This is a genomic window from Microbacterium sp. GQ128 (assembly GCF_059758615.1).
The window spans coordinates 191,125-215,250 of sequence record NZ_JCAXDY010000006.1 but is presented as its reverse complement, the minus strand read 5'-3'; the positions used below and the strand labels follow the sequence as shown (position 1 = coordinate 215,250).

Genomic DNA, 24,126 nt, shown 5'->3' with positions numbered 1-24,126 from the left:
TCCATGATGGGAACCATTCCGATGGATGACAGGCGCCAGCGTCCGCCGCTCGGCGCGCTTCATGAGTACGATGGCCGCCGGCTGATGCTGCACCGATCCGGGGTCGAGGGGCCGGCCGTGGTCTTCCTTCCGGGAGCCGGCCTCATCGGCTACGACTTCCTCAACCTGCATCGGGAGGTCGGGAGAATCACGACGAGTGTGCTCTACGACCGTGGCGGCACGGGCTGGAGCGACCCGGTCGACCTGCCCCGCACTCCGACCGATGTGGCCGAGGAGCTCCGTTCGCTGCTCCACGCGGCCGGTGTCCCCGGGCCGTACATCTTGGTCGGGCACTCCCTGGGTGCCTTCTACGCCCGCCGCTATGCCCAGCTGCATCCGGAGGAGACGGCAGGCCTCGTGCTGCTCGACCCCGGGCACGAAGACATCATGTCGTTCATGCCCCCGCAGGCGGCTGAGCTGAATGACCAGATGACATCGGGTCTCGACGAGCTCCCGGACCTGACGGCCGAGCAGGTGCAGGAAGCCCGTGAACAGTACGCCGAGATCTATTCGGCGTGGCCGGAGGAGGTTCGCGTCCCGCTCATCGAGGAGCATCTCCGATCGTGGCGCACGCAGATCGCCGAGACGAAGAACTTCGAGACGACGGTCTACGACGAGCTGCGCGCCGGCGGGCCTCTCTCGGACATTCCCCTGATCGTCCTCACCGCGGGCGGCGCGAACCCCTATTGGGCGAACTTCATGACCGATGCGCAGATGCGAGAGGCGCTGGACGGGGTGCGTCGTATGCAGGCCTCGATCGCTGAATCGGTGCCGCGGGGTGAGCAACGCGTCCTCGAAGGCACCTCTCATCAGTACCTGCACATCGAGCGCGAGGATGCCGTGATCCGAGCCATCCGCGACGTCGTCGGACGCTGAGCGCCCGGGCGCTCGGCTCGGTCACTGAGCGCCCGGGCAGTCGGGGCGGGTATGTCACCGGCGGTGGATGTCGAGATCGGTTCGCCCGGGAAGGATGTCGGCGCGCAGCGCCCGCGTGCCCCGGTAGTCGCCGTCGCGCAGGGCCCGGTACGGCTGAGACGGCACTTCGTCTTGGATGCTCGCGAGCCTCGTGGTCAGCCGATTCTGCTCCGAGGCGACGGCCTCGGCGTCGAGGGCGTCGGCGTCGTGGATGACGTGCAGATCGAGTGATTCGATCCCCGTGTACCAGAGCGTGCCGTGCGTGATCGGGAACATCAGCGCATCGATGTCGCCGCTGACCCCTCGTGAGCCGATGCTCCGCGCATCCTCGCCCGCCGTCACGATGATGAGCGCGCGCTTGCCCTTCAGGCCGCCCTCGCCGTAGCGGAGCGGCAGCCCCGTCTCCGCGTCGACGCCGCCGTAGGCGAAGCCGTTGGTGAACACTCGATCGAACCAGCCTTTGAGGATCGCCGGTGCGCCGTACCACCAGAGCGGGAACTGGAACACGAGCAGTTCGGCGGCTTCCAGCTTTTGCTGTTCGAGGCGCACGTCGTCGGGGATGAGTCCGCTCTCGTAGACCTCGCCCATCAGGTCGACGATGTTGCCCTCGCGTCCGCCGACATCGCGCTGCGCGAGCAGGGGGTCGAAGCCCTGCGCGTAGAGATCCGAGGTCTGCACGTCGTAGCGCGGGGCGAGCGCCTCGGCCCCCGCTTGGAACAGCTGCCGGTTCAGGGATCCCGCTTGCGGGTGCGCGTAGATCCAGTGCGCGGTGGGCCGGAGGTCGGCGGTCATGTCTCTCCTCGGGGTGTGGCGTGCCGGTGGCATGCGGGATAGGCTGGTTACCTACCAACCGTAACTTACTCATAGTAGGTATGGGTCGCAAGGGGTGAGAGTGACGAAGGCGAAAGAGGGTGCGCGACCGCGGCTGTCCAAGGCGGACCGCCGTGCGCAACTGCTGGGCGTCGCGCGGGAGATGATCCGCGCCGAGGGTGCCGATGCGCTGACCCTCGGTGCCCTGGCAGACCGGGCGGGCATCACGAAGCCCGTCGTCTACGAGCACTTCGGCGACCGTTCGGGACTCTTCGCCGCGTTGTATCGTCAGTTCGACGAGCGCCAGGATGCCTCGCTCGAGACCGCGCTGGCGAGCGCCCGACCCGACGTGGACGGGGTCGTGGACGTCATCGCCACGAGCTATGTCGCCTGTGCGCGCGCCGAAGGCGTCGAGATGGCGGGCGTGGTCGCGACTCTCGCCGGCACGCCGGTGCTCGCGCGGATACGGCAGGAGTCGGTAGTGGCGTACGTGGAACGCTGCCGCACCGCGCTCGCCCGAGTGGTCGGCAGCGAGAACATCGATCCGATCGCGCTGGAGGCCGCGTTCGCCTCGGCGGACGTGCTCGCGGGCGCGGTGCTCGCCTCCCGCATCGACGAGGACGACGCGCACGAGACTCTGGTGCGGATCCTCCTCGCCTCGATCAGGGAGTGAGCCGAGGGGCGTTCCGAACGCAACGCGACTCCGAGATCCGATGTCGGATTCCGGCCGGAACGCACGACGGACGTGTCACTCGCCGAATGCCTTTCGGGAGAGGTATCGGGATTCGGGTTCGTTCGTCGTCATGTCGGCCGCAGCGAGGAAGTCCTCTCTCGCCGCAGTCGGGTCCCCCTCCGCTTCGCGGAGATGTGCGCGGATCGCGTGGGCACGGTGTCGGGTCAAGGGATGTTGGAGCAGTCCGTGCTCGCGATCCAGTTCCTCGAGCAAGGCGGTGGCGCGCGCGGGCCCGAAAGCGTGCGCCACGGCGACGACTCGTGCGAGCCGGACGGGTCCGCTGGGTTCGACCTGCTCGAGCGCCAGGTAAAGAGCAGCAATCTGTGCCCAGTCGGTCTGCTCGGCGACGGGAGCGGAGGCATGGACGGCGGCGATCGCGGCCTGCAGCCGGTAGGTTCCCACGTTCCCCTGGGACCACGCGGCACGGATGAGGTCGGATCCCTCTCGGATGGACTCCAGATCCCATCGAGCGCGGTCCTGGTCACGCAAGGGGATGAGGTCGCCATTCGAGGTGGAGCGCGTCGCGCGTCGCGAATCGATCAGCAGCATGAGCGCGAGAAGTCCGGTCGATTCCGGGTCATCGGGAACGAGGGCGTGGAGGAGTCGCGCGAGTCTGATCGCCTCGCCGGTCAGGTCGGTCCGGGTGAGCTCGGTTCCGGTGGTCACCGTGTATCCCTCGTTGAAGATCAGGTACAGAACCCGCATCACCGCGGACAGGCGGCCGGAGAGATCGTCATCGGCCGCGAACTCGAAGCGGGCGCCGCTCTTGCGGATCTGCTGCTTCGCGCGGCTGATCCGCACGGCCATCGTCTGCTCGGTCACTCCATAGGCATGCGCGATCTCCGCGGTGGTCAACCCGCCCACAGCCCGCAGCGTCAAGGCGATGCGGGAGGCGGACGACAGGGCGGGGTGACAGCACAGCAACAGCAGGTTCAGGCTGTCGTCGTGGTCGGCCGGGGCGGCGTGCGAGAAGGACGCGTGCGGTTCGGAGGCCACGTACTGCTCTTCGCGGCGGCGGTCGGCCGATTCGGCGCGCAGCGCGTCGACCATGCGGCGGTAGGCGACGCGGATCAGCCAGGACCGGGGCTGATCGGGGATGGCGTCCCGGCGCCACTGCTGGCTTGCGGCGAGCAGTGCGTCCTGCGTGGCTTCCTCGGCGATGTCGAAGTGACCGAAGCGGCGAACCAGAGCCCCGAGGACCTGCGGCGCTTCCATGCGCAGCAGGTCCTCGATCGCGTCAGGTCGAGCCGTCACGCGAAGTCGTCACCCATGATGGGACGGATCTCCATCGGTTCGCCGAGCATCTCGACCATCCGTGCGACGATGTCCTTCGCGCGCTCCACGCTGGACACCTCGATGACTGCGAACGACGCAAGGACCTCCTTCAGCTCGACGAACGGACCGTCGGTCATCACGATCGTTCCGTCGACCTTGCGCACGGTCGTCGACACGGCTGGGTGTCCGAGCCCTTCGGTGCTGACGAACTCCCCGGTCGCGCGCAGTTCCGCTTCGAACTCCTGATATGCAGCGAATGCAGCGAGCGCATCCTCGGTGGGGGCATCCGCGGTGGCGGCGTCCCAACTGCTGCTCGGCGTGTAGCCGAGAATGAGGAACTTCACGGTCTCATCTCCTTGAGTCGGCGAGTGTCCAGGCTAGCGAGACACACGCGGTGACTTCAGCAGGGAGATGGCCGTCGCGGTGCACCATCCGAAGGCGAAGAGCCCCGTGATCGCCACCTGGATGCTGGCGATGTCGGGAGCGACGGGAGCGAGGAGCGCGATCGCGACGATGCCGCTCCCGGTCGCTGCGGCCGCACGCCGCTCGCGGACGGCGCGGATGAGCGCGATGACGGCCGCCACGGCCAGGGCAGTGAAAGCGACGATCGCCGCCGCCATGTGGACGACAGCGTGCCAGGTGGGTTCGGCCGCGGGGCCGTCGGCCACGCCGAGCGGAAAACCGTTCGCGGGGTCCTGCGGGAAGAGGCCGGCGGCGATGAAGCCTGCCCCGCTGATGGTGATGAGGACCGGGATGGCGGCGCGGCCGAGCCCGTCGGTCACGACCCGCCGGTGACCGACCGCCAGGCAGATCAGTCCCAGTCCGACCAGGACGAAGGTGAGGATCTGGATCCAGCCGAAATCTCCCGTGGAGAGTTGGCTGAGGGGGTGGATGCGGATGTCGAATCCGGGGCGCGTGAGCATCTGCACGAGCGCGGACAGATAGAACAGCGGTCCCGCGAATGCGCCCGCGAGCAGCAAAGGGCGGGTCGAACGAGGGAGTGCGCTGATCTCCCTGTGCGCGAGGCGTGGTGCTGAGTTCGTGGTCACTGTGAGCTCCTCTTCTGGGTCGAGTGTTTCTGCACTGATACCTCGGAGCCGCGCGACGAATCTTGACATCGTGCGTTCGCGACGTGTGAGGGGGGCGCCCGGCGGATCGCTTCCGACGGATTCGCGCGCAGATGTCAATCCGCAGCGTTCGGCTCCGAGGTATCTGCAAGAGCGGCCCGCCGGGCTGCACGAGAAAGGACACCTCATGAACGAGAACGCGCTGGAGAACGTCACCGCCGAGCAGATCGACGGCTACGGCCTCGGTGAGCAGCCCACGCCCAGCAGCGCCGTCACGGCGCTCGACAGGCTCGTCGGGGAATGGACGGTGACGGGTGGCGCCGAGGGAGTCGTGCGGTACGAGTGGATGGGCGGACGGTTCTTCCTGCTCCAGCACGTCGAGCTGGAGCAGTTCGGTCAGGCCATCACCGGCATCGAGGTCATCGGTCAGCTCCGCCCGTTCGGCGAGCCCGCCGGCACGGATGTCGCTTCCCGGTTCTACGACTCGATGGGCAACACCCTCGACTACGTCTACGAGCTGGAGGGAGACACGCTCACCATCTGGGCCGGAGCCAAGGGAAGCCCGGCCTCCTTCACCGGCACCTTCAGTGACGACGATCGTGTACTCGACGGCGCCTGGGTCTACCCGGGTGACGGCGGATACGCGTCCACGATGACTCGCCGCTGACACCACCCACTTCTCGAAGAGAGCGGAATCATCATGCCGACGAAGACCCCTTCTCCCGTTCCCTCCCTGCACCAGGTCGTGTCCGCGGATGGCACGGAGATCTCGTATGAACGCCACGGAGACGGGCCGGTCGTCATCCTCGTCGCGCAGGCGCTGTCCGACCTCCGCGACAACCGTCGCCTCGCGGCCCTGCTCGCCGCGAGCCATACGGTCGTGAACTATGACCGTCGAGGGCGCGGCGACAGCGGGGACGTCGGCTCCTGGCGCATCGCTCGCGAGATCGCGGATATCGAGGCGCTCATCGATGCGCACGGAGGCAGGGCTGCTCTCTTCGGAGCGTCATCCGGCGCGATCCTCGCGGTGGACGCCGCGGCGGCTCTTCCCGAGAAGGTCGCGGGCGTCATCGCCTTCGAGCCCCCGGTGATCGTGGACGATCGACGCGCACCCGTCCCCCGCGACCTCGCCGACCACCTTCAGCAGCTGGTCGACGAGGGGCGGGGGTCGGACGCGGTTCGCGAGTTCCACCGTGTCGCCCTCGGTGCATCCTCCTTCATGATCCACGCCATGCGACTCATGATCGGCCCGTGGCGGACCATGGTCGCGATGGCCCAGACGGCCGTCTATGACACGCGCCTCTGCGTAGGGTTGCAGGACGGGACGCCTCTCACCGGCGACCGGTGGAGCGGGCTCCGGGCGCCCTCTCTCGTGCTCCTCGGAAGCAAGAGTGCGCCGTTCATGGACAGCGGGACGCGAGAGCTGTCGACGCTGATCGGAGCCCGACACGCGACGATCGAGGGCGCACATCACGCGACGCCGATGATGAAACCGGTCGCGCTGATGCCTTCGATCGTGCCCTTTCTCGGCGAGGTCCTCCCGTGATCGCCACCTGCGCGGAGCGCCGATGTCCGTGATTCCCGACGAACTCGGTCGCAGCGAGACGGACCGGGTCTTCCGAGCGCTGGGAGACGCCACTCGGCGCGACATCCTCGCCCGCACGCTCGTCGAGGGGCAGTCCGTGACCGAGCTCGCGCGTCACTATGACATGGGTTTCGCGGCCGTGCAGAAGCACGTCGCGGTGCTCGAGCGTGCGGGACTCATCGTCAAGTGCGCGCGCGGGCGGGAGCGGCTCGTGCGCGCAGATCCGGAGATGATCCGGCGGGCGTCTCGGCTGCTTCGCGCTTTCGACGACAGGTAAGAGTGCGCCAAGCCGCACCTCTGATGCGCCGCAGAGTCATTCCCGGGCTGACGGCGAACGCGGCGATGTTCGCAACCATGACCAGGCGGACGTTCGTCCGGATCTGTGCAGTAGATCGCGTCGAAACGGGAGGCTGAGAGGGGCGCGCGGGCGGCTAAGCGACCGGGTCGCTCGGTGCTTCGTCGTCCATCATCGGGTAGGCACCGGACTCGAGTCGGGCGATGAGGCCCTCCGTCCAGGCGATGGCGCTGTCCGCCGAGTGCGCCCAGAACTGGATCGCCTCGACGTGGTGGCCCCAGTCTTCGTCCTGGTGGTTCTCGTATTCGCGGACCACCCGCGCGCGCCGCGCCCGGAATGTCTCGATGCGGAGCCGGAGCAGTTCGACGGCTCGGTCGCGAGTGAGGGTGGTGATGAATCCGATTCCTGCCATCGTCTCGGCGATGTCGCGACCGTCCGAGGAGAGTGCGCGTTCGAGCAGGGTGACGAACTCCGCGCGCCCCGCGCTCGTCACCGTGTACTCCACGCGCGCGGGACCTTCGGTGCCGTGGCCGGAGTCGGTTCTGTCGATCAGCCCATCGTCCGCCAGGCGACGTAGCGCGTGATACACGGATCCCTGGCCGATGTTGCCCCAGAGGTCGACCTGCCAGGATTCCAGGTCTTTGCGTACCTGGTAGCCATGCGCGCTTCCGCGTTCGATGATCGCGCCAAGGATCAGTAGTCGCGTCGCTGACACAGCATCCTTCCTTCGGTCCGTTCCTGTCGTTGACGTCACTCTATCGTGCTAGTACAGTTGTACTAGCTGAGGTCATGCTCAGTGTTCAAGTCGTTCGAGGCGAGGGATGTGTACATGCACGTCGTGGTTGCAGGCGCGTCCGGCAGAACCGGACGATTCGTCGTCGAGCAGGCCCTTGCCGCCGGTCATCGAGTGACCGCGATCGTGCGCGACTCCGGCCGGTACGACCGGCCGCCGGGCGTCGTCGTGCAGCGGGCTGAGGTGGTGACCGATGCGGAGCTGACGTTGCCGGCCGACGCCGACGCCGTGATCTCGACGCTGGGCAAGCGTTCGAATCAGGATCCCGCGCCCGTGTGCGCGGCAGGCACGGCGAACCTGGTCGACGCCATGCGGCGCCACGGCGTGCGACGCCTGGTCGTCGCCTCGGCGGTGCCGGTGCTCACATCGGGTGCGGGCGAGCCATGGTGGTTCCGCCACGTGGTGCGCCCGCTCGTCCGCCGCAGTGCACCTCGCATCTACGACGACCTCGAGGCGATGGAGCAGATCGTCCGCGGCGGCGGACCTTCCGTCGACTGGACGATCGTGCGGCCCGGTTATCTGATCGACACGGAGGCGACCGACTATCAGCTCGTCCCTGAGGCGAACGGGTCCACGAGCGTGTGCCGCGCCGATCTGGCCAGTGCTCTGGTGGCTGCCGCCACCGATCCATCAGCGATCGGCCGGTCGTACGGACTCAGGCGAGGTCGGATCCCGCAGCGCATGACAGCGCGGGTAGCGACATGAGCCGCGACGCCCGGCCGCGCCGCGTCAGCTGGCTCCGGGTCGGGTTTCTCGCCGACGGCGTCTTCAAGCTGCTCGTCGCGTCGATATACGTCGTGTTGCTCCAGGTGATGACCGATTTCCTGGATGCGCCGCCCTGGCTGCTCGTCGCTACGGCGGCGCTCGTGGCCACCAGCGGTATCGCCGAGATCACCTTCGCGCTCCGGAGCGGCGCCGGTTCGCACACCCGCTACCTCGTCGCCTACGACAGCGGATGGGTCATCGTCACCTTCATCGCGGCGCTTCTGGCGTTCAACGATGTCCTCGGTGCGGGCACGTTCTGGCTCGCTTACCAGTTGCTCGCCTCGCCGCTCGTCGCTGCGGTGTTCGCCTTCGGTGCCCGGCGCGCCCAGACTGACTGATCGTCACCTGCGCCACTCGCGGCGGACATGTGTCCTCGCACACCATCTCGACAAGAAGAGGACAAGAAGAACCGACCCCTTGACATCCCCTCCGCGCAGGAATAACGTACAACCAAATGGTTGCACAAAGAGAACTGAGCGAAGCGGAGGTCGACCGTGTCTTCCACGCACTGGCGACGTCGACCCGGCGCGACATCCTGCGTCGGACGATCGAGCGTGAGCAGTCCGTCTCGACCCTCGCCGCCGATTACGAGATGTCGTTCGCCGCGGTGCAGAAGCACGTCGCCGTGCTCGAGGCCGCGAACCTCATCGTCAAGCGCGCCGAGGGACGCGAGCGGCTCGTCCGCGCGAACCCCGAGATGATCGCCCGCGCCAGGGCGCTTCTCGCCCGATACGAAGAGCTGTGGCGGTCGCGCATCGCCCGACTCGACGACCTGCTGGCCGAGACCCCTCGGCCCGGCTCATCCGACAACAGCGACACCAAGAAGAACGAGCAAGGAGACTGAAATGCCTGTCACCGACGTCACCACCGATGCCGATAACCTCACGATGACCGTGGTCGCCGACTTCGCGGCCCCCATCGAGCGGGTCTGGAGCGCCTACAGCGACCCGCGCCAGCTCGAGCGCTTCTGGGGTCCTCCCGGATGGCCGGCCACCTTCACAGCCTGGGACCACACCGTCGGCGGACGCGCGGTCTACTCGATGAACGGTCCCCGCGGCGAGAAGTCGTCCGGGTCGTGGGAGTTCCTCTCCATCGACGCGCCGAACTCCTTCGAGGTCATCGACTCGTTCGTCGACGAGTCCGGCAAGCCTCTGGAGGGCTTCCCCGCGCAGCGGATGTCGTTCTCCTTCGAACCCACCGCCGAGGGCACGCGCATGGTCACGACCAGCCACTTCGACTCGGTCGATGCACTCGAACAGGTCGTCGAGATGGGTCAGGTCGAGGGCATCAAGATGGCGATGGCACAGCTGGATGCCGTGTTGCAGGACCTCCGCGAGTACGCGCAGGGCAAAGGCACGCGGGTCGAGCTGCTCGACGACACGCACGTGCGCATCACGCGCCTGGTCGAAGGACCGCGCGAGCTGGTCTGGCGTGCGCACTTCGAGCCCGAGCTCATCCGCAAGTGGATGCTCGGCCCCGACGGCTGGGAGATGACGGAGTGCGTCGCCGCCACCGAGGTCGGCCAGTCGTACCGGAACTCCTGGGCGCCGGTCGGTGACACCGAGGGCGAGCCGTTCGGCTTCGAGGGGGAGGCGCTCCTGATCGACGCCCCGCGCCGCGCGGTCACCACCGAGCGGATGCAGGGCCTGCCGACCGAGACCCTCAACGACCTGAACCTGTACGAGGAGGACGGCGCGACCCTCGTCACGGTGCTCATCGAGTACCCCGACAAGGAGACGCGCGACATGATCCTCGCCACCGGCATGGCCGACGGCATGGAGTCGTCGTTCGCCCGCCTGGAGCGGGAGCTGCTCGCCGTCTGACCGCGGCGCCGCGTTCACAACTCCTCAAGAACTGGCCGGATCCGCTCGGATCCGGCCAGTTCTCGGCGTTCTGCATCCGTTTCTGAGGAGTTGTGCGCGAGTCGGGCACCGCACCGCACCGCCCCCCGAGCCAGAACAGGCCCGCTCGGGACAGAAGAACGGGCCGGCTCGGGATAAAGTGGCGACACGATGAGGATCACGCGCCGCACTCTGCTCCTCGGCGCCGGAGCCGGCGTCGCTTCGGTGCTTCTCGCCTCCTGCACCCCCGAACCCGCGCCCACGCCGACGCCCACGCGCACCCGCGAGCCCGAGCCTCCGCCCGGAGTTCCCGCGCCGGCCGGCAGTATCCGCAGCACCTGGAGCACCGACCCGTTCGCCCTGGGCGCCGCCAGCTTCACCCCCGTCGGTGTCGTCGCCGGCACCCGCACCGCGCTGGGTCTGCCCATCGACGACCGCGTGTTCTTCGCGGGTGAGGCGACCGACGAGGATGCTCCCGGCACGGTGCGCGGCGCGATCGCCTCGGGTGTGCGTGCCGCGGAAGAGCTCATGATCCCGTCGAGCTCGGGCGAGCGGGTGGCCGTCGTCGGCGCCGGACTCGCGGGCGCGACCGCGGCGGCACTGCTCGCCGAACGCGGGGTGCAGGTGACCGTGTTCGAGGCGCGCGACCGCGTCGGCGGACGCGTCCACTCGCAGGTCGACGACTCTTGGCCGGTGCCGGTGCAGCTCGGCGCCTGGCTCTTCGGCGAAGACGACTCCGAGGTCCTCGATCAGCTGACCAGCGGCGATGTCGGCATCGACGAGCTGACGGGCGAGCTCTGGCGCACACCGGATGCCGACATCGACCCGGTCGACCCGCAGCCGTTCGACGCGGCGATGGCTACGGCGCAGGCGGCCCCCGAGGACTCCTCGGTCGCCGACGCCCTGACCGCGGCGGGCGTCGATCCCGCCGATCCCGCGACCGCCGCCCTGCTCGCGATCCTCGCCACCCGCACCGGAGCCGATGCCGACGCGCTCTCCAGCTGGCTGGCCCCGCCCCTGCCGACCGGCGATCCGAAGGCGGCGCGCGACGACCTCACCCCGTTCGTGGAGCACGCCCTCGACGGCGTGCAGGTGGGGCTGAGTTCCCCGGTCGCGCGCATCGCGTACGACGACTCCGGCGTCAGCATCCGCCTCGGCACCGGCGAGGCCCTGTCGTTCGACCGGGTCGTGGTGACCGTGCCGCTGGGTGTGCTCCAGAAGCGCAGCATCGAGTTCGAGCCGGCGCTGCCGTTCTCGCAGCGCGGTGCGATCGCCGCTCTCGGCATGGGTGCGATCGAGACGGTCTGGCTGCGGTGGGACGAGCCGTTCTGGGAGAACGAGGAGTCGGTCTGGCACGCCGTGGGAGCCGACGTCCTGATCCCGACGTGGATCAACCTGCAGCCGACCACCGGCGAGAACGTGCTCGTGGGGCTCATCGGAGGAACCGCCGCCGCGGACTTCGCAGCGCTCGACGAGAAGGCGGCGCTCGAAGCAGCCCTCGCCTCGCTCACGCTCTGGATCTGACCGCCGCTCCCAGACTGCGACTAGCTTCGCGCGGTCGCCGTCTCCCGCTCGGATTCCTCCGGCACACGCTCGCCGTTGGCCGCCGGTGACCCGTCCGGCGCATCCTCATCGTCATCGGCATCCGTCCGCAGGCGTCTGGGCAGCGGCATCCGGCTGATGAGCACGAGCAGGGTCGAGACCACGGCGAAGCTGCCGAGTGCGATCGCCGACGAGGCGAGGAACTCCAGCGGCCCGCTCACCTGCCGCGGGTCGAGGAAGTAGTAGGGGTACCAGCCGATCATCGGCCCGCGGATCATCGTCGCGATCCCCCACAGCACCGGATAGGCGAGCGTCACCGGGACCACTCGCCACGGCGCCGAGCGGTGGCCGGGCGCCAGCGCCCACGCGGCCACGGTCAGCGCCGGCAGCCAGAAGTGCAGCACCTGATCCGACCATGGGACATCGATGCGGATGCCGCGGATCCCGGCCTGCCAGACGAGGATCGCGAAGACCAGTCCGGCCGTGATCGTCCAGGTGAGCACGAGCGCCAGCGCCACCGTGAGCCATCGCGGATCCCGCGCGGTGCGCAGGGCGATCACTCCCGCGATCGAGAGCAGCACGACGAACGCGATGTTGGACTGGTTGGTCAGATAAGCGAAGAAGTTCTGGCTCGCGATCGTGTGCGACGCGAGCCCCCAGCTCAGCCGGTGGATCAGCGCCGCGAGGCAGACGGCGGCAGCGCCGAGGCGGAGCAGGCCGAAGACGGTACGCGCCTTCACCGCTGCGTCACCCGCCGTTTCCTCATCCGCCGAGTCTACGGATCGGATCTCGGCGCATCCGGCGCACCGCAGAGGGCGCCCGTCCTGACAGGTGTGGATCCGTGCTGGTGATTCGGCGTCGGCGTATCAGCGCCGGGGTTCGCGGGTCGACCACAGCGCGAGTGCGACGAGCGCCGGCTGGAAGAACAGCCGGACGAAACGCTTCATGTCCGTGTCGAGGCCGAAGCCGTCACGGTGGTGCATCCACTGCGCCACGTTGCCGGGGAACACGGCGACGAAGAACAGCGCAGCGATCGTGCCGACGGTGCGCCGACGGCGTCGCGCCAGCAGCAGGGCAGAGCCGAGCGCGACCTCGGCCACGCCGGAGGCGAGCACGGTCGTGTCGGGGTCGAGCGGGAGCGACTCGGGGACCTGGGCCTGGAATTCCTCACGAGCCACCGTGAGGTGGGAGACGCCCGCGAAGACGAGGGAGGCGCCGAGGAAGATGCGGCCGATGGTGCGGGCAGGAGTCGACATGGTGCGAGCTTACGCCTCAGCCACCCGGCTCAGATCAGGCGGCGGAGCGCTTCTTCGAGCGAGACGCCCTGGGCCTCGGCGCGGTCGCGCAGGCGGGCGTGCTCGTCCGACGAGAGCGGGATCCGCAGCTCGATCGGGTCATCGGCGGGGGCGTCCAGGCCGTCGAGCAGGTCGGAGGCCTCGGCCCAGAGCGGTTCCGCGAGCGACGCCGCTGCGGCGGGAGAGGGGGCGGATGATGCTGCCGCTGCCGCCGTCGAGCGGGCGCGGTCGTCGGTCGCGACTGCGCCACCGTCGCGTGCGGGCGCGGAACCTGACTCTGCCGCCGGCGATGGTGCGGCCGACGATGGTGCCGCCGGCGATGTTGCGGCCGACGCCGGTGCCGAGGCAGCGACGGAGGCCGATCCGGCGACGGCGGCACCGCCATCCGTCCCCATCGTGAAGCCCGGTCCTCGCCGCGGTTCCTGCTTCGCCTGGTAGGCCTTGGCGGCGGCGTTCGCGCGTTCGTCGGCCGCCTCGTTGAGGGGGTGTCCCGCGTGCCCCTTGACCCACGAGAACTCGACGTCACGGCCGCGGATCGCCTCGTCGATGCCCTCGAGCAGGTCGCGGTTGAGCACCGGCCCGCCGTCGGACTTGCGCCAGCCCTTGCGCTTCCAGCCCGGCATCCACTTGGTCACGGAGTCGATCACGTAGCGGCTGTCGCACTCGATCAGCAGCTTCTCGTCGGTGCCGGCCGTGGCGAGCAGCAGCTCGAGCACCGCGCGAAGCTCTCCCTGGTTGTTGGTGCCGTGCGGGGAGCCGCCCGCCGCCCAGTTCGCGTCGTCGATGTACCAGGCCCAGCCGTTGGGGCCGGGGTTGCCCAGGGCGGAGCCGTCTGCGGCGGCGGTGATCGTCATCCCTCAACCGTAGCCGCGCGGCGCTTCGTCGATTCGCACTCAGGGCGCCGGGAATCGATGCCTGCCATCCGTTGCCGTGGTGATCCCGCGACGGCGTGCCGGTGGGTCAGTCGTCTTCGGGTTCGTCTTCGGGCTCGGGCTCGCCGCTCTTGGTCGTGACGGCCTCGGGGGCCGGTGGTGCGACCGGGAACAGGACCGAGCTCAGGTCGCCGCTGGTCTCGGCGCCGAGACCGATCGACAGCGGATCGACGACGGGCGCCGTATCGAGCACATCCGCCTCCGTGCGCTCGAGCGGCTCAGAGGGCAGCACCCACTGGTTCTCTTGTTCTTCCGGCTTCTGCTGGAACAGTCCCATGGTCTCCATTGTGAACCTGCGCGTCGGCGGCAGGGCCGGATTCACACCGGATTGATCGGATGCCGGAGCGTGCGGGTTCAGCGCCGGGCGGCCGTGCGCACCGCTTCGACGAGCGTGCGCCACGGTCCGTCGAGTGCGGAATCGGGCAGGTCTCGCTCCCGGCGTTCGGAGGGTGTGCGGGCCCGGATGCTCCACACGTAGCGGTCGGCGCCGGTGCCGGCATCCGTTTCCTCGTCCCACGGGCAGCCGTCGATGAGGTCGATCCACTCCCCGGCGTCGTCGGGCTCGGCTTCCACCCGCCACTGACGGCGGATGCCGGCGATGCCGCCCGAGCGCACCACCGCGATCACGACGCGCGCGTCAGTCGGTGGAGGGGACTCGCTCATCCTCATAGACTCCCACGGCGCTCCAGGCGCGTCGAGCCGCTTCGGCTGTGGCATCGTCGATCGAGGTGGCGGCGGACACCGTGGCGTCGGCGAATTCCGTGAAGGTCGCCGTGCTCGACAGGCCTCCGGTGAGAGCCCGGTACCAGACCGTGCCGGCGCGCTCCCAGGCGTTGCCGCCGAGGTCGGTCGCGAACACGGCGAAGGCGCGGTTGGGGATGCCGGAGTTGATGTGCACCCCGCCGTTGTCTTCGGTCGTGCGGACGAAGCCGCTCATGTGGTCGGGCTGCGGGTCTTTGCCGAGCTCGTCGTCGTCGTAGGCGGTGCCGGGCGCGATCATCGAGCGCAGCGCCGCACCCTCGACGGCGTCGGTGAAGATCTCGGCGCCGATGAGCCAGGTCGCCTGGTCGGCCGTCTGCCCGAGCGCGTACTGCTCGGTCAGGGCCCCGAACACATCGGCGATGGACTCGTTCAGCGCGCCGGGCTGCCCCTGGTACTCGAGGTTCGCGGTGTGCTGCACGACGCCGTGCGCGAGCTCGTGTCCGATGACGGTGAGCGACCCGGTGAACCCCTGGAACACTTCGCCGTCGCCGTCGCCGAACACCATGCGCTCACCGTCCCAGAACGCGTTGTCGTAGTCGATGCCGTAGTGCACGGTCGCATCGAGCGGGGCGCCGGCATCGTCGAGGGAGTTGCGCTGGAACGCGGCGAGAAGCATCTCGAACGTGGCGCCGAGCCCGTCGAAGGCCTCGTTCACCGCGGTGTCTTCCACGGGGCCATCGTCTTCCCCGCGCACCACCGCGCCGGGGAGCTGCTGCGTATTGCCGGCATCGCTGATCGTGCGGTTCGGGGCATCCGACAGCTGCGCGACGAGGTCGCCGTTCTCGTCGATCGAGAGGTCGATGCGCGCGCGGAAGGGCGGCCGGCCCGCCGTGAGCGTCTGCCGGGCGGCGGCTGCGGCCTTGGGGAAACGCCCCGACTCGGCCAGGCGCGCGAGCAGGTAGGAGGGGACCACGCCATGACGTTCTCGGGATGCTGTGCTGCTCATGCTGCGACCCTACGCCGGGGTGCCGACGTTCGGACACTTCGTCCGTGGCTATGACGCGGAACGAAGGAGTTCGCCCGGAAGGAAGGAGTGATCTGCCTTGAGGCTCCTTCATGTCGAGATTTCTCCTTCATTCCGTGTGGCCCGTTCGGGAAGACCGCCGCGACTTGATAACGAGAATCGTTCTCAATAAAGTGACAGAGTCATGAACTCTCGCTCCCCTCGCGCCCCAGCCCGCACTGCATTCGCATCCCGGGCTGCATTCGCATCCCGCGCTGCATCCATCGCCACAGCCTCCCTCGCCGCCGCGGTCGCGCTGCTGCTGGGCGTCACCGCGTGCGCGCCGACGACCGCGTCCGCTCCGGCACCGGCGACATCGGCGGCCCCCGACGCGCACGGCATCGACGCGGGCGACGCCGCCGAGGTCGCCGCCCCGGCCCGCGCCCTCGTGATCGGCGACCGGCACGGCGAGCTCACTCTCCTCGACCTCGACACCGAAGAGCGTTCGACCCTCGCGCCAGGCCACGACGATGTCACCGGCCTCTTCGGCGACGGTCGCCTCCTCTACCGTGTGCACGACGCGCAGGGTGGCACCGCGGTCGAGGTGATCGACTCCGCCCGCTGGACCGTGCCGCACGGCGATCACACCCACTCCTTCCGCGGCGAGCCCCGCTCCCTCGGAACCCTCGAGGGCGAAGGAGACGTCCGGGTCGTCGCAGGGGAGCAGCGGGCGACGGTCGCCCTCGCGAGCGGGGAACTGATCCTGCTCGCCCACGACGCTCTCGCGGATGGACTGGATGCCGCCCCACGCGCGACCGTCGATGCCTCCGGCCCCGTGGCGTTCCTCGCCGACCATCTGCTCGTGCCGACAGCCGGCTCGACGATCGAACTGCTCGACTCCGCGGGCTCCCCGGTCGCCGACGCTGCGACCCCGTGCACCGACCCCTCGGACGCCGACATCACTCGCGTCGGCGCCGTGTTCACCTGCACCGAGGGGGCCGCGCTCTTCACCCGCGAGGTGGGCGGCGCCATCTCTGCCGAGACGATCCCGTACCCCGCGACGGCCGCCCCCGTGACCGGCCTCGCCGGCCGCCCCGACCGCCCCGACCTCGCGGGTGTCACGGGCGCGCAGGGTGCCTGGCTGCTCGATGTGCGACAGCGGCAGTGGATGCTGCTTTCCTCGGACGTGCCCCTGTTGCAGGCTGCTGCCCTCGGTGACGACGACAGCCGCACGGTCGCGATCGATGCCGACGGTCGCGTGCGGGTGCTCGCGCCGGACGGAACGGTACTCGCCCGCACGGAGCCGCTGCTGGCAGCATCCGTCACCGACCCCGCGCTGCGCGACCGCGTGCAGTTGCTCGTCGACGCCCAGCATGCCTACGTGACCGACCCGGCGACCGGGGCCGTGCACGAGATCGACCACGGTGACGGCACCGTCACCCGAACCTTCGCCGACCTCGACCCCCGGTTCGTGCAGCAGGTCGGCTGATCCCTCGACGACTCCGTCGTCGTCGCGCATCCCGCGCACCCACCCAGAAGAAAGAGAGACGATCCATGTCCCGACCCCGCAGCCGCCTCGCGATCGGCGCCCTCGGCGTGATCGCCGCCGTGGCGCTCGCCGGATGCGCGACCTCAGGTCCCGCCGCCGAGAACAGCGCAGGCGCCGCACCCGACGACCACCACGAAGGGGACACCCGCGTCGCCGTGACCTATGACGGTGGCGTGCTCGTGCTCGACGGCGAGACCCTCGACACCATCGGGCAGGTCGAGCTCGACGGCTTCCTGCGCGTGAACGGCGCCGGCGACCACGACGGCCACGTCTTCGTCACCGCCGAAGACGGGTTCCATGTGCTCGACTCCGGCCTCGCGTCCGGCGCGGTCGAGTTCACCGGCGAGGTGTTCGATGCCGAAGCCGCTGGCCACGCGGTCCCGCACGCCGGACGCACGGCCCTCTTCGACGACGGCACCGGCGAGGTGCGGATCTTCGACACGGATGCCGTCGGCACGGGCACGCTTCCCGAGGTCGACACGATCACCTCGGAGGCGGCCCACCACGGTGTGGCGCTCGAGCTCGCCGACGGCAGCATCCTCTCGACGATCGGCACGGCCGATGCCCGCAGCGGAGTCCGCCACCTCGCGGCCGATGGGGCCGAGCTCACTCGCAACGAGCAGTGCCCGAGCGTGCACGGCGAGGGCGCGCTCAAGCACGAGGTCGTGATGTTCGGCTGCGAAGACGGGGTGCTGCTCTTCGACGACGGGGCCTTCACCAAGATCGACGCCCCCGACGAGTTCGGTCGCACGGGCAACGCGTACGTGAGCGACACCAGCGCGATCGCCTTCGGAGACTACAAGACCGACCCCGACCAGGAGGGATACCTGCTGTCGCAGCTCGCGCGCATCGACACCGCGGCGCAGACGATGTCGATCGTCGACCTCCCGGAAGGCGTGGAGTACACCTGGCGCGGGGTCGGGCGCGACGCGCATGACAACGTCGTGGTGCTCGGCGCCGACGGCAGCCTGTCACTGCTCGACGAGTCGGGCGACCTCGTCGACACCTGGGATGTGATCGACCCGTGGGAGAGCCCGATCGAGTGGCAGCAGCCGCACCCGGGCCTGCACGTGGTCGGCGACATCGCCTACGTGACCGAGCCGGCGAAGGACCGCATCCTCGCGGTCGACCTGCACACCGGTGAGGTCTCGGCCGACGCGACCCTCGACGTCGTGCCGAACGAGTTCGTGGTGGTCGGCGCCGCCGGGCACTGAGCATCCGTTCGGCGTGACGATCCGCCGACGAGATGACGATGAACCGAGGGTTCGGTGCGGGAACCTCGGTGATTCGTCATCCCGTCGGCGAATCGTACGTCCCACCGGCGAGTACTGCCGGGCTCAGTCGGACTCGATGCTCAACACGGTCGTGCGCATGCCGTCGGCCTCGTACTGCACCGGCATTCCGGGGTGATCGACCGAGAACCAGAAGACGCCGTCATCCGTGTCGTATCGACGGCACGTGAGCTGCCCGAGCGGCGTCGTCAGCGTCACCGTCGACACGCTCGTCGTCCCCGCGTCGAAGGCCGCGTGCCCCTGCAGCTCCACCCAGGTCACCCGGTTCGAGACCACGGCCTTCGGGTCGGCGGCGGCCCACCGGTCGAGGGTCGCGCCCTCGTCGTCGGTGTCGTGGAAGCGGTTGACGTGTTCCCCCAGCGGGCCGTCCGGTCCCTCCAGGAGCAGCCGGATCGTCTTCCCCGATCCGGTGGCTTCGCGGATCTCGGCGGCGGTGAACGGCGTCGGCAGGAGTCCGGGGCCGAGCAGGTACGGGTCGGGTTCGGTCATGGTGCCAGTCTGCGCCCTGCGCGGTGCGCACGTCACATGCCGACTCCCGTACCCTGACCGGGTGAGCACCCCCGACGTCGCCGAGTTCCTGGACCACCTGGCTCCGCGAGACGAACCAGCGGCCTGGTTGGCGCGCCGCCTGCTCGAGAGCGGATGGTCGGTGTGCGAGCTCACCGGTCCGGTGCAGATGGACGTGTGGCAACTGCTGCTCGAGCGCGGGACGCACCGCGTCCGGTTCGGGATCGAGCGTGGCCGATCGGACGGAGTGCTCGTGAGAGACGACGCGGGCGCCTACCGCCCGATCCTCGACGCGATGTCGGTGAACGGGGAGGCACCCGGCTCCCTCGCGGACGACCGGACCGCTGTCCTCCGATGGCTGGATGAGGAGTCGGACGGTGACGAGGAGTGACGCGCAGGGGGTGACACTCCTCCAGTCCTAGGGCTATCTTTGTTTGACTACCGAAACAAGATGATTCGAGGACACCGTGGCACCGGCTACCCAGACCGTACATTCCGAGGGTGAGATCTTCCGGCTGGTGCGCACCGGGGCGGCGCAGTCCCGCGCCGATCTCGCCCGCCTGACCGGGCTCTCCCCCTCGACCGTCGCGCTCCGCGTCGAAGAGCTGATCGCCCACGACTACATCGAGGAGAACGGCGAGGGCGAGTCTCGCGGCGGCCGCCGCCCCCGCGTGCTCACGGTCAAGGCCGGTGGCAGAGTGGTCGCGGGCGTGGAACTCGGCGAGAAGCACGCCACGGTCGCGCTCTTCGATCGTCGCGCCGAGGTCGTCGCCTCTACCGTCGCCCAGGTGTCGCTCCTCGACGGGGTCGAGAGCGTCGTGAGCCAGGTGTGGGAGTGCGCACAGAAGCTGGCGAAGGACAACGGCGGCCTCACGGTCGAGGGCATCGCGATGAGTCTGCCCGGCCCGGTCGACTCGCGCACCTCGCGTCTGCTGGCGCCCATGCGCATGCCCGGCTGGAACGGCGTCGACGTGGGCGAGGTGCTCGGCTCGGTCACCGGGCTGCCGTTCCTCATCGACAACGACGCGAACGCCATGGCCGTCGGCGAGTTCATCGAGCGCGGCGGTGAGCAGGAGCAGCTGGTCTTCGTGAAGGCGGGCAGCGGCATCGGCTGCGGCATCATCCTGGACGGCGCCGTCTATCGCGGGTACCGCGGGGTCGCCGGCGACATCAGCCACGTCGCCCTGCACAACGCCCCGCCCATCATCTGCTCGTGCGGCCGTGTCGGCTGCCTGGACGTGGTCGCCAGCGGTGCGGCGATCGTCGACGCGCTGCGTGAATCGGGTGTGGCGGTGGAGACCCTCGACGACGTGCTCGCGCTGGCGCAGGATGCTCACCCCAAGGCGACGTCCGCACTGCGCGAAGCCGGAGCCCGCACGGGAGAGGTGCTCGCGACGATCATCAACTTCTTCAACCCGCAGGCGCTCGCGCTCGGCGGGCGCCTGGCCACGGCCGACGCGTTCGTCGCGGGCGTGCGGCAGGCGCTGTTCACCCTCTGCCTGCCGATGTCGACGGATGCCCTCGAGATCGGCGTGAGTCGGGCCGGCGCGCTCGCCGGTGCCCGCGGTGTGGCCTGGGAGCTGCTGGAGCGGATGCTGGACCCCGCCCGGATCGACGAGGAACTGCGCACCACCGCTGCGTAATAGCTTCGATTATCGGCTCAAGTTCGCGACCATGCGGAACAAGATGGCGGTTTTGCTTCGAGGTCCGATCTAGACTCGAAGTATGACCGAGACGTCTCCGCTCCCGCGCATCGCCATCGCCGGCATGGCCATCGAGTCCAGCACCTTCTCCCCGCACCGCGCCGGTGAACGCGACTTCCTGCGCGTGGAGGGCGAAGAACTCATCACGCGCTACGACTCCCTGCGCGACGGCGAGCTGCGCGACCGCGCCGAGTGGCTGCCGGTCTACTACGCCCGCTCGATCCCCGGCGGCGCGGTGCTGCGCGAGGTGTACGACAGCATCAAGGCGCGCATCTGCGACGGCTTGCGCGCACTCGTGGCCGACGGCGAGAAGCTCGACGGCCTGTTCTTCGACATCCACGGGGCGATGAGCGTCGTGGGCATGGACGACGCCGAGGGCGACCTGATCACCGCCATCCGCGAGGTGGTCGGAGCCGACGTCGTGGTGTCGGCGTCGATGGACCTGCACGGCAACGTCTCGCGCACCCTGATCGAGAACGTCGACATCATCACGTGCTACCGCCTGGCTCCGCACGAAGACACCTGGGAGACCCGCGACCGCGCGATCCGCAACCTCGTCGAGGCGCTCGAGAGCGGCGTCACCCCGCGCCGCGCCTGGGTGCGCGTGCCCATCCTGCTCCCGGGCGAGAAGACCAGCACCCGTGTCGAGCCGGCCAAGAGCCTGTACGCCCGCATCCCCGAGATCGAGGCACGGCCCGGCGTCACCGATGCGGCGATCTGGATCGGCTACGCCTGGGCCGACGAGCCGCGCTGCCACGCGACCGTGGTCGTGACCGGCACCGACGATGAGGCGACCGCGCTCGCCGCGGAAGAGCTCGGTCGTGCGTTCTGGGATGTGCGGGACGACTTCGAGTTCGTGGGCCCTCCCGGCACCCTCGACGAGGGGGTCGCGGCCGGCCTCGCCGCCACCGACACCCCGTACTTCATCAGCGACTCAGGCGACAACCCCGGCGCCGGCGGCACGGGTGACGTCACCTGGACGCTCGCGCAGCTGCTCCAGAAGCCCGAGCTCACGTCCGACGACGCCCCGGTCACGCTGTGCGCCTCGGTGTTCGACAAGGGCGCCCTCGACATCCTCCGCGGCCACGCCGTGGGGGAGCGGGTGTCGGTCGAGGTCGGCGCACGCGTCGACAGCGGCCCGCACGGACCGGTCCTCGTCGAGGGCGTGCTGCACAGCCTGCACGAGGGCGATGTGGATGCCGGCGGCATCGCGGTCATCCGCGTCGGCGGCCTGCACGTGATCGTCACGGAGTTCCGCAAGGCGTACCACGACGTCTCCGACTTCACCTCGATCGGGCTCGACCCCGTCGCGGCGCAGATCGTCGTCACGAAGATCGGCTACCTCGAGCCGGAGCTCTACGCGATCATGCGCGGCTGGACGCTGGCCCTCACCCCGGGCGGGGTGGATCAGGACCTCGAGCGCCTCGGCCACCACCGCATCCAGCGGCCGATGCATCCGTTCGACGCGTTCGATCAGGCGCCGGATCTCGCCGCCGAGATGGTCGGCTGACGCGACTCCGCGGCTTTTCGCCGCAATCGAAGAAAGTTAGTTACTTAAACGTAACAAGACCGACTTTTGCCCTGAACTTAGTTCGGGCATGATTCAAAGTACGTCATCAATCGGACGAACGCCTTGGGTGACGAGGCGTTGAACAAGGAGGTTTACATGCGATCTCAGTCGCTGCGCCGCCGGCTGCTCGCCCCCCTGGGTGCGCTCGCCGTCGCGACGCTCGCCCTCACCGCCTGTCAGGCCGGCGCCAACGGCGACACCGGCTCGGGCGAGAAGGACACCGTCAGCTTCGCGCTGCAGGTCGGCACCGGACCCAACTGGATCCTGCCGATCTCGTCGCCCGACAAGATGGCCACGCACAACAGCGCCATCAAGGCGACGATGTGGCCGCGCCTGTTCGAGTACAACGGCGTCGACGGCGAGATGGGCTGGGACGAGCTGGCCTCCGCCGCCAAGTCCTACGAGTTCTCCGAGGACCGCAAGACCATCACCATCACGCTGAACGACCTCGACTGGTCGGACGGCGAGCCCGTCACCTCGCGCGACGTGGAGTTCTGGTACAACCTGGTGCGCTTCAACGGCGAGAAGACCGGTGGCTACTCCGCCGGCCTGATGCCGGACAACATCACCGAGTTCACGACCATCGACGACAAGACGTTCTCGTTGACGATGGACAAGGTCTACAACGAGGAGTTCCTCCTCGGCAACCAGCTCAGCCTCATGTACCCGATGCCGCAGCACGTCTGGGACAAGACCAGCGCCGACGGCGAGATCGGCGACCACGACCGCGACCAGGCCGGCGCGACCGCGGTGCTCGACTACCTCTTCTCCGAGGCCGAGGACATGAAGACCTACGCCACCAACGACCTGTGGAAGACCGTCGCCGGTCCCTACACGGTCAAGAGCTGGTCGGACTCGGGCCTGGTGGAACTCACCGCCAACAAGGAGTACACCGGCGAGGACAAGCCGAGCATCGAGAACGTCGAGTTCCTGCCGTTCACCTCGGCCGACGCCGAGATGAACGTGGTGCGCTCAGGTGACGTCGACTACGGCTACGTCACCAGCTCGCAGCTCACGAACGAGAAGCAGTTCACCGACCTCGGCTACAGCATCGAGCCGTGGGCCGGCTGGTCGATCACGTACATGCCGTACAACTTCGCCAACCCGGAGAAGGGCTCCTTCTACAAGCAGCTCTACGTGCGCCAGGCACTGCAGCACGCCATCGACCAGGAGACCATCTCCGAGGTCGTCTGGCACGGTGCCGCGACGCCCGACTACGGTCCCATCCCGCAGACCGCGGACTCCAGCGGACTGTCCGACGTGCAGAAGGACAACCCGTACCCGTTCGACCTGAAGAAGGCCGAGAAGCTGTTCACCGACAACGGCTGGGTCAAGGGATCCGACGGCACGCTCGAGTGCGCCGAAGCCGGTGCGGCCGAGGGTCAGTGCGGCGAGGGCATCGCTGCCGGTGACAAGGCGGAGATCGTCGTCACCACGCAGAACGGCTCGCAGGAGACCGACAACATGATGGCGGAGATCCAGTCGTCGCTCGGCAAGATCGGCGTCAAGATGACGATCGACTCCAAGCCGCTCGACACCGTCCTCACGCAGGCGCAGGAGTGCAAGACCGGCAGCGCGTGCACATGGGAGCTCGTCTTCTTCGGTACCGCGGGCAGCTGGTACTTCCCGCCGTACGCCACCGGTGAGCGCGTCTTCGCGAAGGACACCAAGTGGAACGCCGGACAGTACGACAACCCCGAGGCCGAGGAGCTCGTCCAGGCGATGGCGTTCTCGACCGACCCCGAGATCGCGAAGAAGTACTCCGAGTACCTCGCCACCGACCTCCCGGTCATGTGGATGCCGAACCCGGTGTACCAGGTCTCCGTCGTCCGTGACGGACTCGACATCGCCCACCAGGACCCGGGCGCGTCGTTCCTTCCCCAGCGTTGGTCCTGGACCAAGTAACGAGCAGG

28 protein-coding genes are annotated in these 24,126 nt (G+C 68.9%); 16 read left to right on the top strand and 12 right to left on the bottom strand.

What is annotated here, in order from left to right; translation table 11 throughout:
• Positions 1-6: 6 nt before the first annotated feature.
• On the top strand, positions 7-915 hold the full coding sequence (locus tag AC6CHX_RS18590) for an alpha/beta fold hydrolase (RefSeq protein ID WP_498274071.1): 909 nt from the start codon (positions 7-9) through the stop codon (positions 913-915).
• Between the two features lie 54 nt (positions 916-969).
• Here the strand turns inward: AC6CHX_RS18590 and AC6CHX_RS18585 are convergent, their stop codons facing one another.
• Positions 970-1,746 (bottom strand): NAD(P)H-dependent oxidoreductase, encoded by a 777-nt coding sequence (locus AC6CHX_RS18585; protein WP_498274070.1) that lies wholly within the window; start codon positions 1,744-1,746, stop codon positions 970-972.
• A 100-nt stretch (positions 1,747-1,846) separates the two neighbouring features.
• On the opposite strand from AC6CHX_RS18585, the gene AC6CHX_RS18580 reads away from it, so the two are divergent.
• Positions 1,847-2,437: a TetR/AcrR family transcriptional regulator gene (locus AC6CHX_RS18580; protein ID WP_498274069.1), complete on the top strand. Its 591-nt coding sequence runs from the start codon at positions 1,847-1,849 to the stop codon at positions 2,435-2,437.
• Between the two features lie 75 nt (positions 2,438-2,512).
• Here the strand turns inward: AC6CHX_RS18580 and AC6CHX_RS18575 are convergent, their stop codons facing one another.
• From AC6CHX_RS18575 to AC6CHX_RS18565, 3 genes are read right to left on the bottom strand one after another with little or no spacing between them, the layout of a single operon-like run.
• Positions 2,513-3,751 carry an RNA polymerase sigma factor gene (locus tag AC6CHX_RS18575; RefSeq protein WP_029264052.1) on the bottom strand — a complete coding sequence of 413 codons (1,239 nt, stop codon included), beginning with the start codon at positions 3,749-3,751 and terminating at the stop codon, positions 2,513-2,515.
• Entirely contained in the window at positions 3,748-4,116 is a 369-nt protein-coding gene (locus tag AC6CHX_RS18570) for a YciI family protein (RefSeq protein ID WP_029264053.1), read from the bottom strand. Before AC6CHX_RS18570 ends, AC6CHX_RS18575 begins: the two co-directional genes overlap by 4 nt.
• Positions 4,117-4,149: 33 nt before the next feature.
• Positions 4,150-4,821 carry a DUF998 domain-containing protein gene (locus AC6CHX_RS18565; RefSeq protein ID WP_498274067.1) on the bottom strand — a complete coding sequence of 224 codons (672 nt, stop codon included), beginning with the start codon at positions 4,819-4,821 and terminating at the stop codon, positions 4,150-4,152.
• A gap of 205 nt (positions 4,822-5,026) precedes the next feature.
• Here AC6CHX_RS18565 and AC6CHX_RS18560 point away from each other — a divergent pair, with 205 nt between their 5' ends.
• From AC6CHX_RS18560 to AC6CHX_RS18550, 3 genes are read left to right on the top strand one after another with little or no spacing between them, the layout of a single operon-like run.
• A complete protein-coding gene (locus AC6CHX_RS18560; protein WP_167633815.1) occupies positions 5,027-5,506 on the top strand; it encodes a hypothetical protein in 480 nt (159 codons plus the stop codon).
• 33 nt (positions 5,507-5,539) lie between these two features.
• A complete protein-coding gene (locus AC6CHX_RS18555; protein ID WP_498274065.1) occupies positions 5,540-6,385 on the top strand; it encodes an alpha/beta fold hydrolase in 846 nt (281 codons plus the stop codon).
• Positions 6,386-6,407: 22 nt separating this feature from the next.
• Positions 6,408-6,701, top strand: coding sequence for an ArsR/SmtB family transcription factor (locus AC6CHX_RS18550; protein WP_498274063.1), 294 nt, complete (start codon positions 6,408-6,410; stop codon positions 6,699-6,701).
• Positions 6,702-6,855: 154 nt separating this feature from the next.
• Here the strand turns inward: AC6CHX_RS18550 and AC6CHX_RS18545 are convergent, their stop codons facing one another.
• The gene (locus AC6CHX_RS18545; protein WP_498274061.1) at positions 6,856-7,434 is read right to left on the bottom strand and encodes a PadR family transcriptional regulator; all 579 of its coding nucleotides are present in this window, start codon (positions 7,432-7,434) and stop codon (positions 6,856-6,858) included.
• A 114-nt stretch (positions 7,435-7,548) separates the two neighbouring features.
• Here AC6CHX_RS18545 and AC6CHX_RS18540 point away from each other — a divergent pair, with 114 nt between their 5' ends.
• The 5 genes from AC6CHX_RS18540 (at position 7,549) to AC6CHX_RS18520 (ending at position 11,642) form a co-directional block, all read left to right on the top strand.
• Positions 7,549-8,217, top strand: coding sequence for an NAD(P)-dependent oxidoreductase (locus tag AC6CHX_RS18540; RefSeq protein ID WP_498274059.1), 669 nt, complete (start codon positions 7,549-7,551; stop codon positions 8,215-8,217).
• Positions 8,214-8,615 (top strand): hypothetical protein, encoded by a 402-nt coding sequence (locus AC6CHX_RS18535; RefSeq protein WP_051662428.1) that lies wholly within the window; start codon positions 8,214-8,216, stop codon positions 8,613-8,615. The genes AC6CHX_RS18540 and AC6CHX_RS18535 overlap by 4 nt, the downstream gene beginning before the upstream one ends.
• A 116-nt stretch (positions 8,616-8,731) precedes the next feature.
• The gene (locus tag AC6CHX_RS18530; protein ID WP_498274057.1) at positions 8,732-9,121 is read left to right on the top strand and encodes an ArsR/SmtB family transcription factor; all 390 of its coding nucleotides are present in this window, start codon (positions 8,732-8,734) and stop codon (positions 9,119-9,121) included.
• A 1-nt stretch (position 9,122) separates the two neighbouring features.
• Positions 9,123-10,100 (top strand): SRPBCC family protein, encoded by a 978-nt coding sequence (locus tag AC6CHX_RS18525; protein WP_498274055.1) that lies wholly within the window; start codon positions 9,123-9,125, stop codon positions 10,098-10,100.
• A 189-nt stretch (positions 10,101-10,289) separates the two neighbouring features.
• Positions 10,290-11,642 (top strand): flavin monoamine oxidase family protein, encoded by a 1,353-nt coding sequence (locus AC6CHX_RS18520; RefSeq protein ID WP_498274053.1) that lies wholly within the window; start codon positions 10,290-10,292, stop codon positions 11,640-11,642.
• Between the two features lie 20 nt (positions 11,643-11,662).
• Here AC6CHX_RS18520 and AC6CHX_RS18515 read toward each other — a convergent pair whose 3' ends face one another.
• The 6 genes from AC6CHX_RS18515 to AC6CHX_RS18490 form a co-directional block, all read right to left on the bottom strand.
• Positions 11,663-12,400, bottom strand: coding sequence for a Pr6Pr family membrane protein (locus AC6CHX_RS18515; RefSeq protein WP_498274052.1), 738 nt, complete (start codon positions 12,398-12,400; stop codon positions 11,663-11,665).
• A 126-nt stretch (positions 12,401-12,526) separates the two neighbouring features.
• Positions 12,527-12,916: a DoxX family protein gene (locus AC6CHX_RS18510; RefSeq protein WP_136042666.1), complete on the bottom strand. Its 390-nt coding sequence runs from the start codon at positions 12,914-12,916 to the stop codon at positions 12,527-12,529.
• 29 nt (positions 12,917-12,945) lie between these two features.
• The gene (locus AC6CHX_RS18505) at positions 12,946-13,809 is read right to left on the bottom strand and encodes a ribonuclease H family protein (protein WP_498274050.1); all 864 of its coding nucleotides are present in this window, start codon (positions 13,807-13,809) and stop codon (positions 12,946-12,948) included.
• A gap of 106 nt (positions 13,810-13,915) precedes the next feature.
• The gene (locus tag AC6CHX_RS18500) at positions 13,916-14,164 is read right to left on the bottom strand and encodes a hypothetical protein (protein ID WP_498274048.1); all 249 of its coding nucleotides are present in this window, start codon (positions 14,162-14,164) and stop codon (positions 13,916-13,918) included.
• Positions 14,165-14,241: 77 nt separating this feature from the next.
• A complete protein-coding gene (locus AC6CHX_RS18495; RefSeq protein ID WP_498274046.1) occupies positions 14,242-14,550 on the bottom strand; it encodes a protealysin inhibitor emfourin in 309 nt (102 codons plus the stop codon).
• Positions 14,525-15,595: a M4 family metallopeptidase gene (locus AC6CHX_RS18490; protein ID WP_498274044.1), complete on the bottom strand. Its 1,071-nt coding sequence runs from the start codon at positions 15,593-15,595 to the stop codon at positions 14,525-14,527. Before AC6CHX_RS18490 ends, AC6CHX_RS18495 begins: the two co-directional genes overlap by 26 nt.
• Before the next feature lie 202 nt (positions 15,596-15,797).
• Between AC6CHX_RS18490 and AC6CHX_RS18485 the strand changes: the two genes are divergently transcribed.
• Both AC6CHX_RS18485 and AC6CHX_RS18480 read left to right on the top strand, forming a co-directional pair.
• Complete coding sequence (locus AC6CHX_RS18485; RefSeq protein ID WP_498274042.1) at positions 15,798-17,081, top strand: hypothetical protein; 1,284 nt, start codon at positions 15,798-15,800, stop codon at positions 17,079-17,081.
• A gap of 65 nt (positions 17,082-17,146) precedes the next feature.
• Positions 17,147-18,355, top strand: a complete 1,209-nt coding sequence (locus AC6CHX_RS18480) for a hypothetical protein (protein WP_498274040.1) — start codon at positions 17,147-17,149, stop codon at positions 18,353-18,355.
• Positions 18,356-18,478: 123 nt separating this feature from the next.
• On the opposite strand, the gene AC6CHX_RS18475 is transcribed toward AC6CHX_RS18480, so the two are convergent.
• Positions 18,479-18,922 carry a hypothetical protein gene (locus AC6CHX_RS18475; RefSeq protein WP_498274039.1) on the bottom strand — a complete coding sequence of 148 codons (444 nt, stop codon included), beginning with the start codon at positions 18,920-18,922 and terminating at the stop codon, positions 18,479-18,481.
• 61 nt (positions 18,923-18,983) lie between these two features.
• Here AC6CHX_RS18475 and AC6CHX_RS18470 point away from each other — a divergent pair, with 61 nt between their 5' ends.
• The 4 genes from AC6CHX_RS18470 to AC6CHX_RS18455 all read left to right on the top strand — a co-directional run bounded on the left by AC6CHX_RS18470 (position 18,984) and on the right by AC6CHX_RS18455 (position 24,118).
• On the top strand, positions 18,984-19,331 hold the full coding sequence (locus tag AC6CHX_RS18470; RefSeq protein ID WP_498274038.1) for a hypothetical protein: 348 nt from the start codon (positions 18,984-18,986) through the stop codon (positions 19,329-19,331).
• Between the two features lie 76 nt (positions 19,332-19,407).
• Positions 19,408-20,583: an ROK family transcriptional regulator gene (locus tag AC6CHX_RS18465; protein ID WP_498274036.1), complete on the top strand. Its 1,176-nt coding sequence runs from the start codon at positions 19,408-19,410 to the stop codon at positions 20,581-20,583.
• A gap of 82 nt (positions 20,584-20,665) precedes the next feature.
• Positions 20,666-22,153 carry a M81 family metallopeptidase gene (locus AC6CHX_RS18460; RefSeq protein ID WP_498274034.1) on the top strand — a complete coding sequence of 496 codons (1,488 nt, stop codon included), beginning with the start codon at positions 20,666-20,668 and terminating at the stop codon, positions 22,151-22,153.
• A gap of 156 nt (positions 22,154-22,309) precedes the next feature.
• Complete coding sequence (locus AC6CHX_RS18455) at positions 22,310-24,118, top strand: peptide ABC transporter substrate-binding protein (protein ID WP_498274032.1); 1,809 nt, start codon at positions 22,310-22,312, stop codon at positions 24,116-24,118.
• Positions 24,119-24,126: the final 8 nt, after the last annotated feature.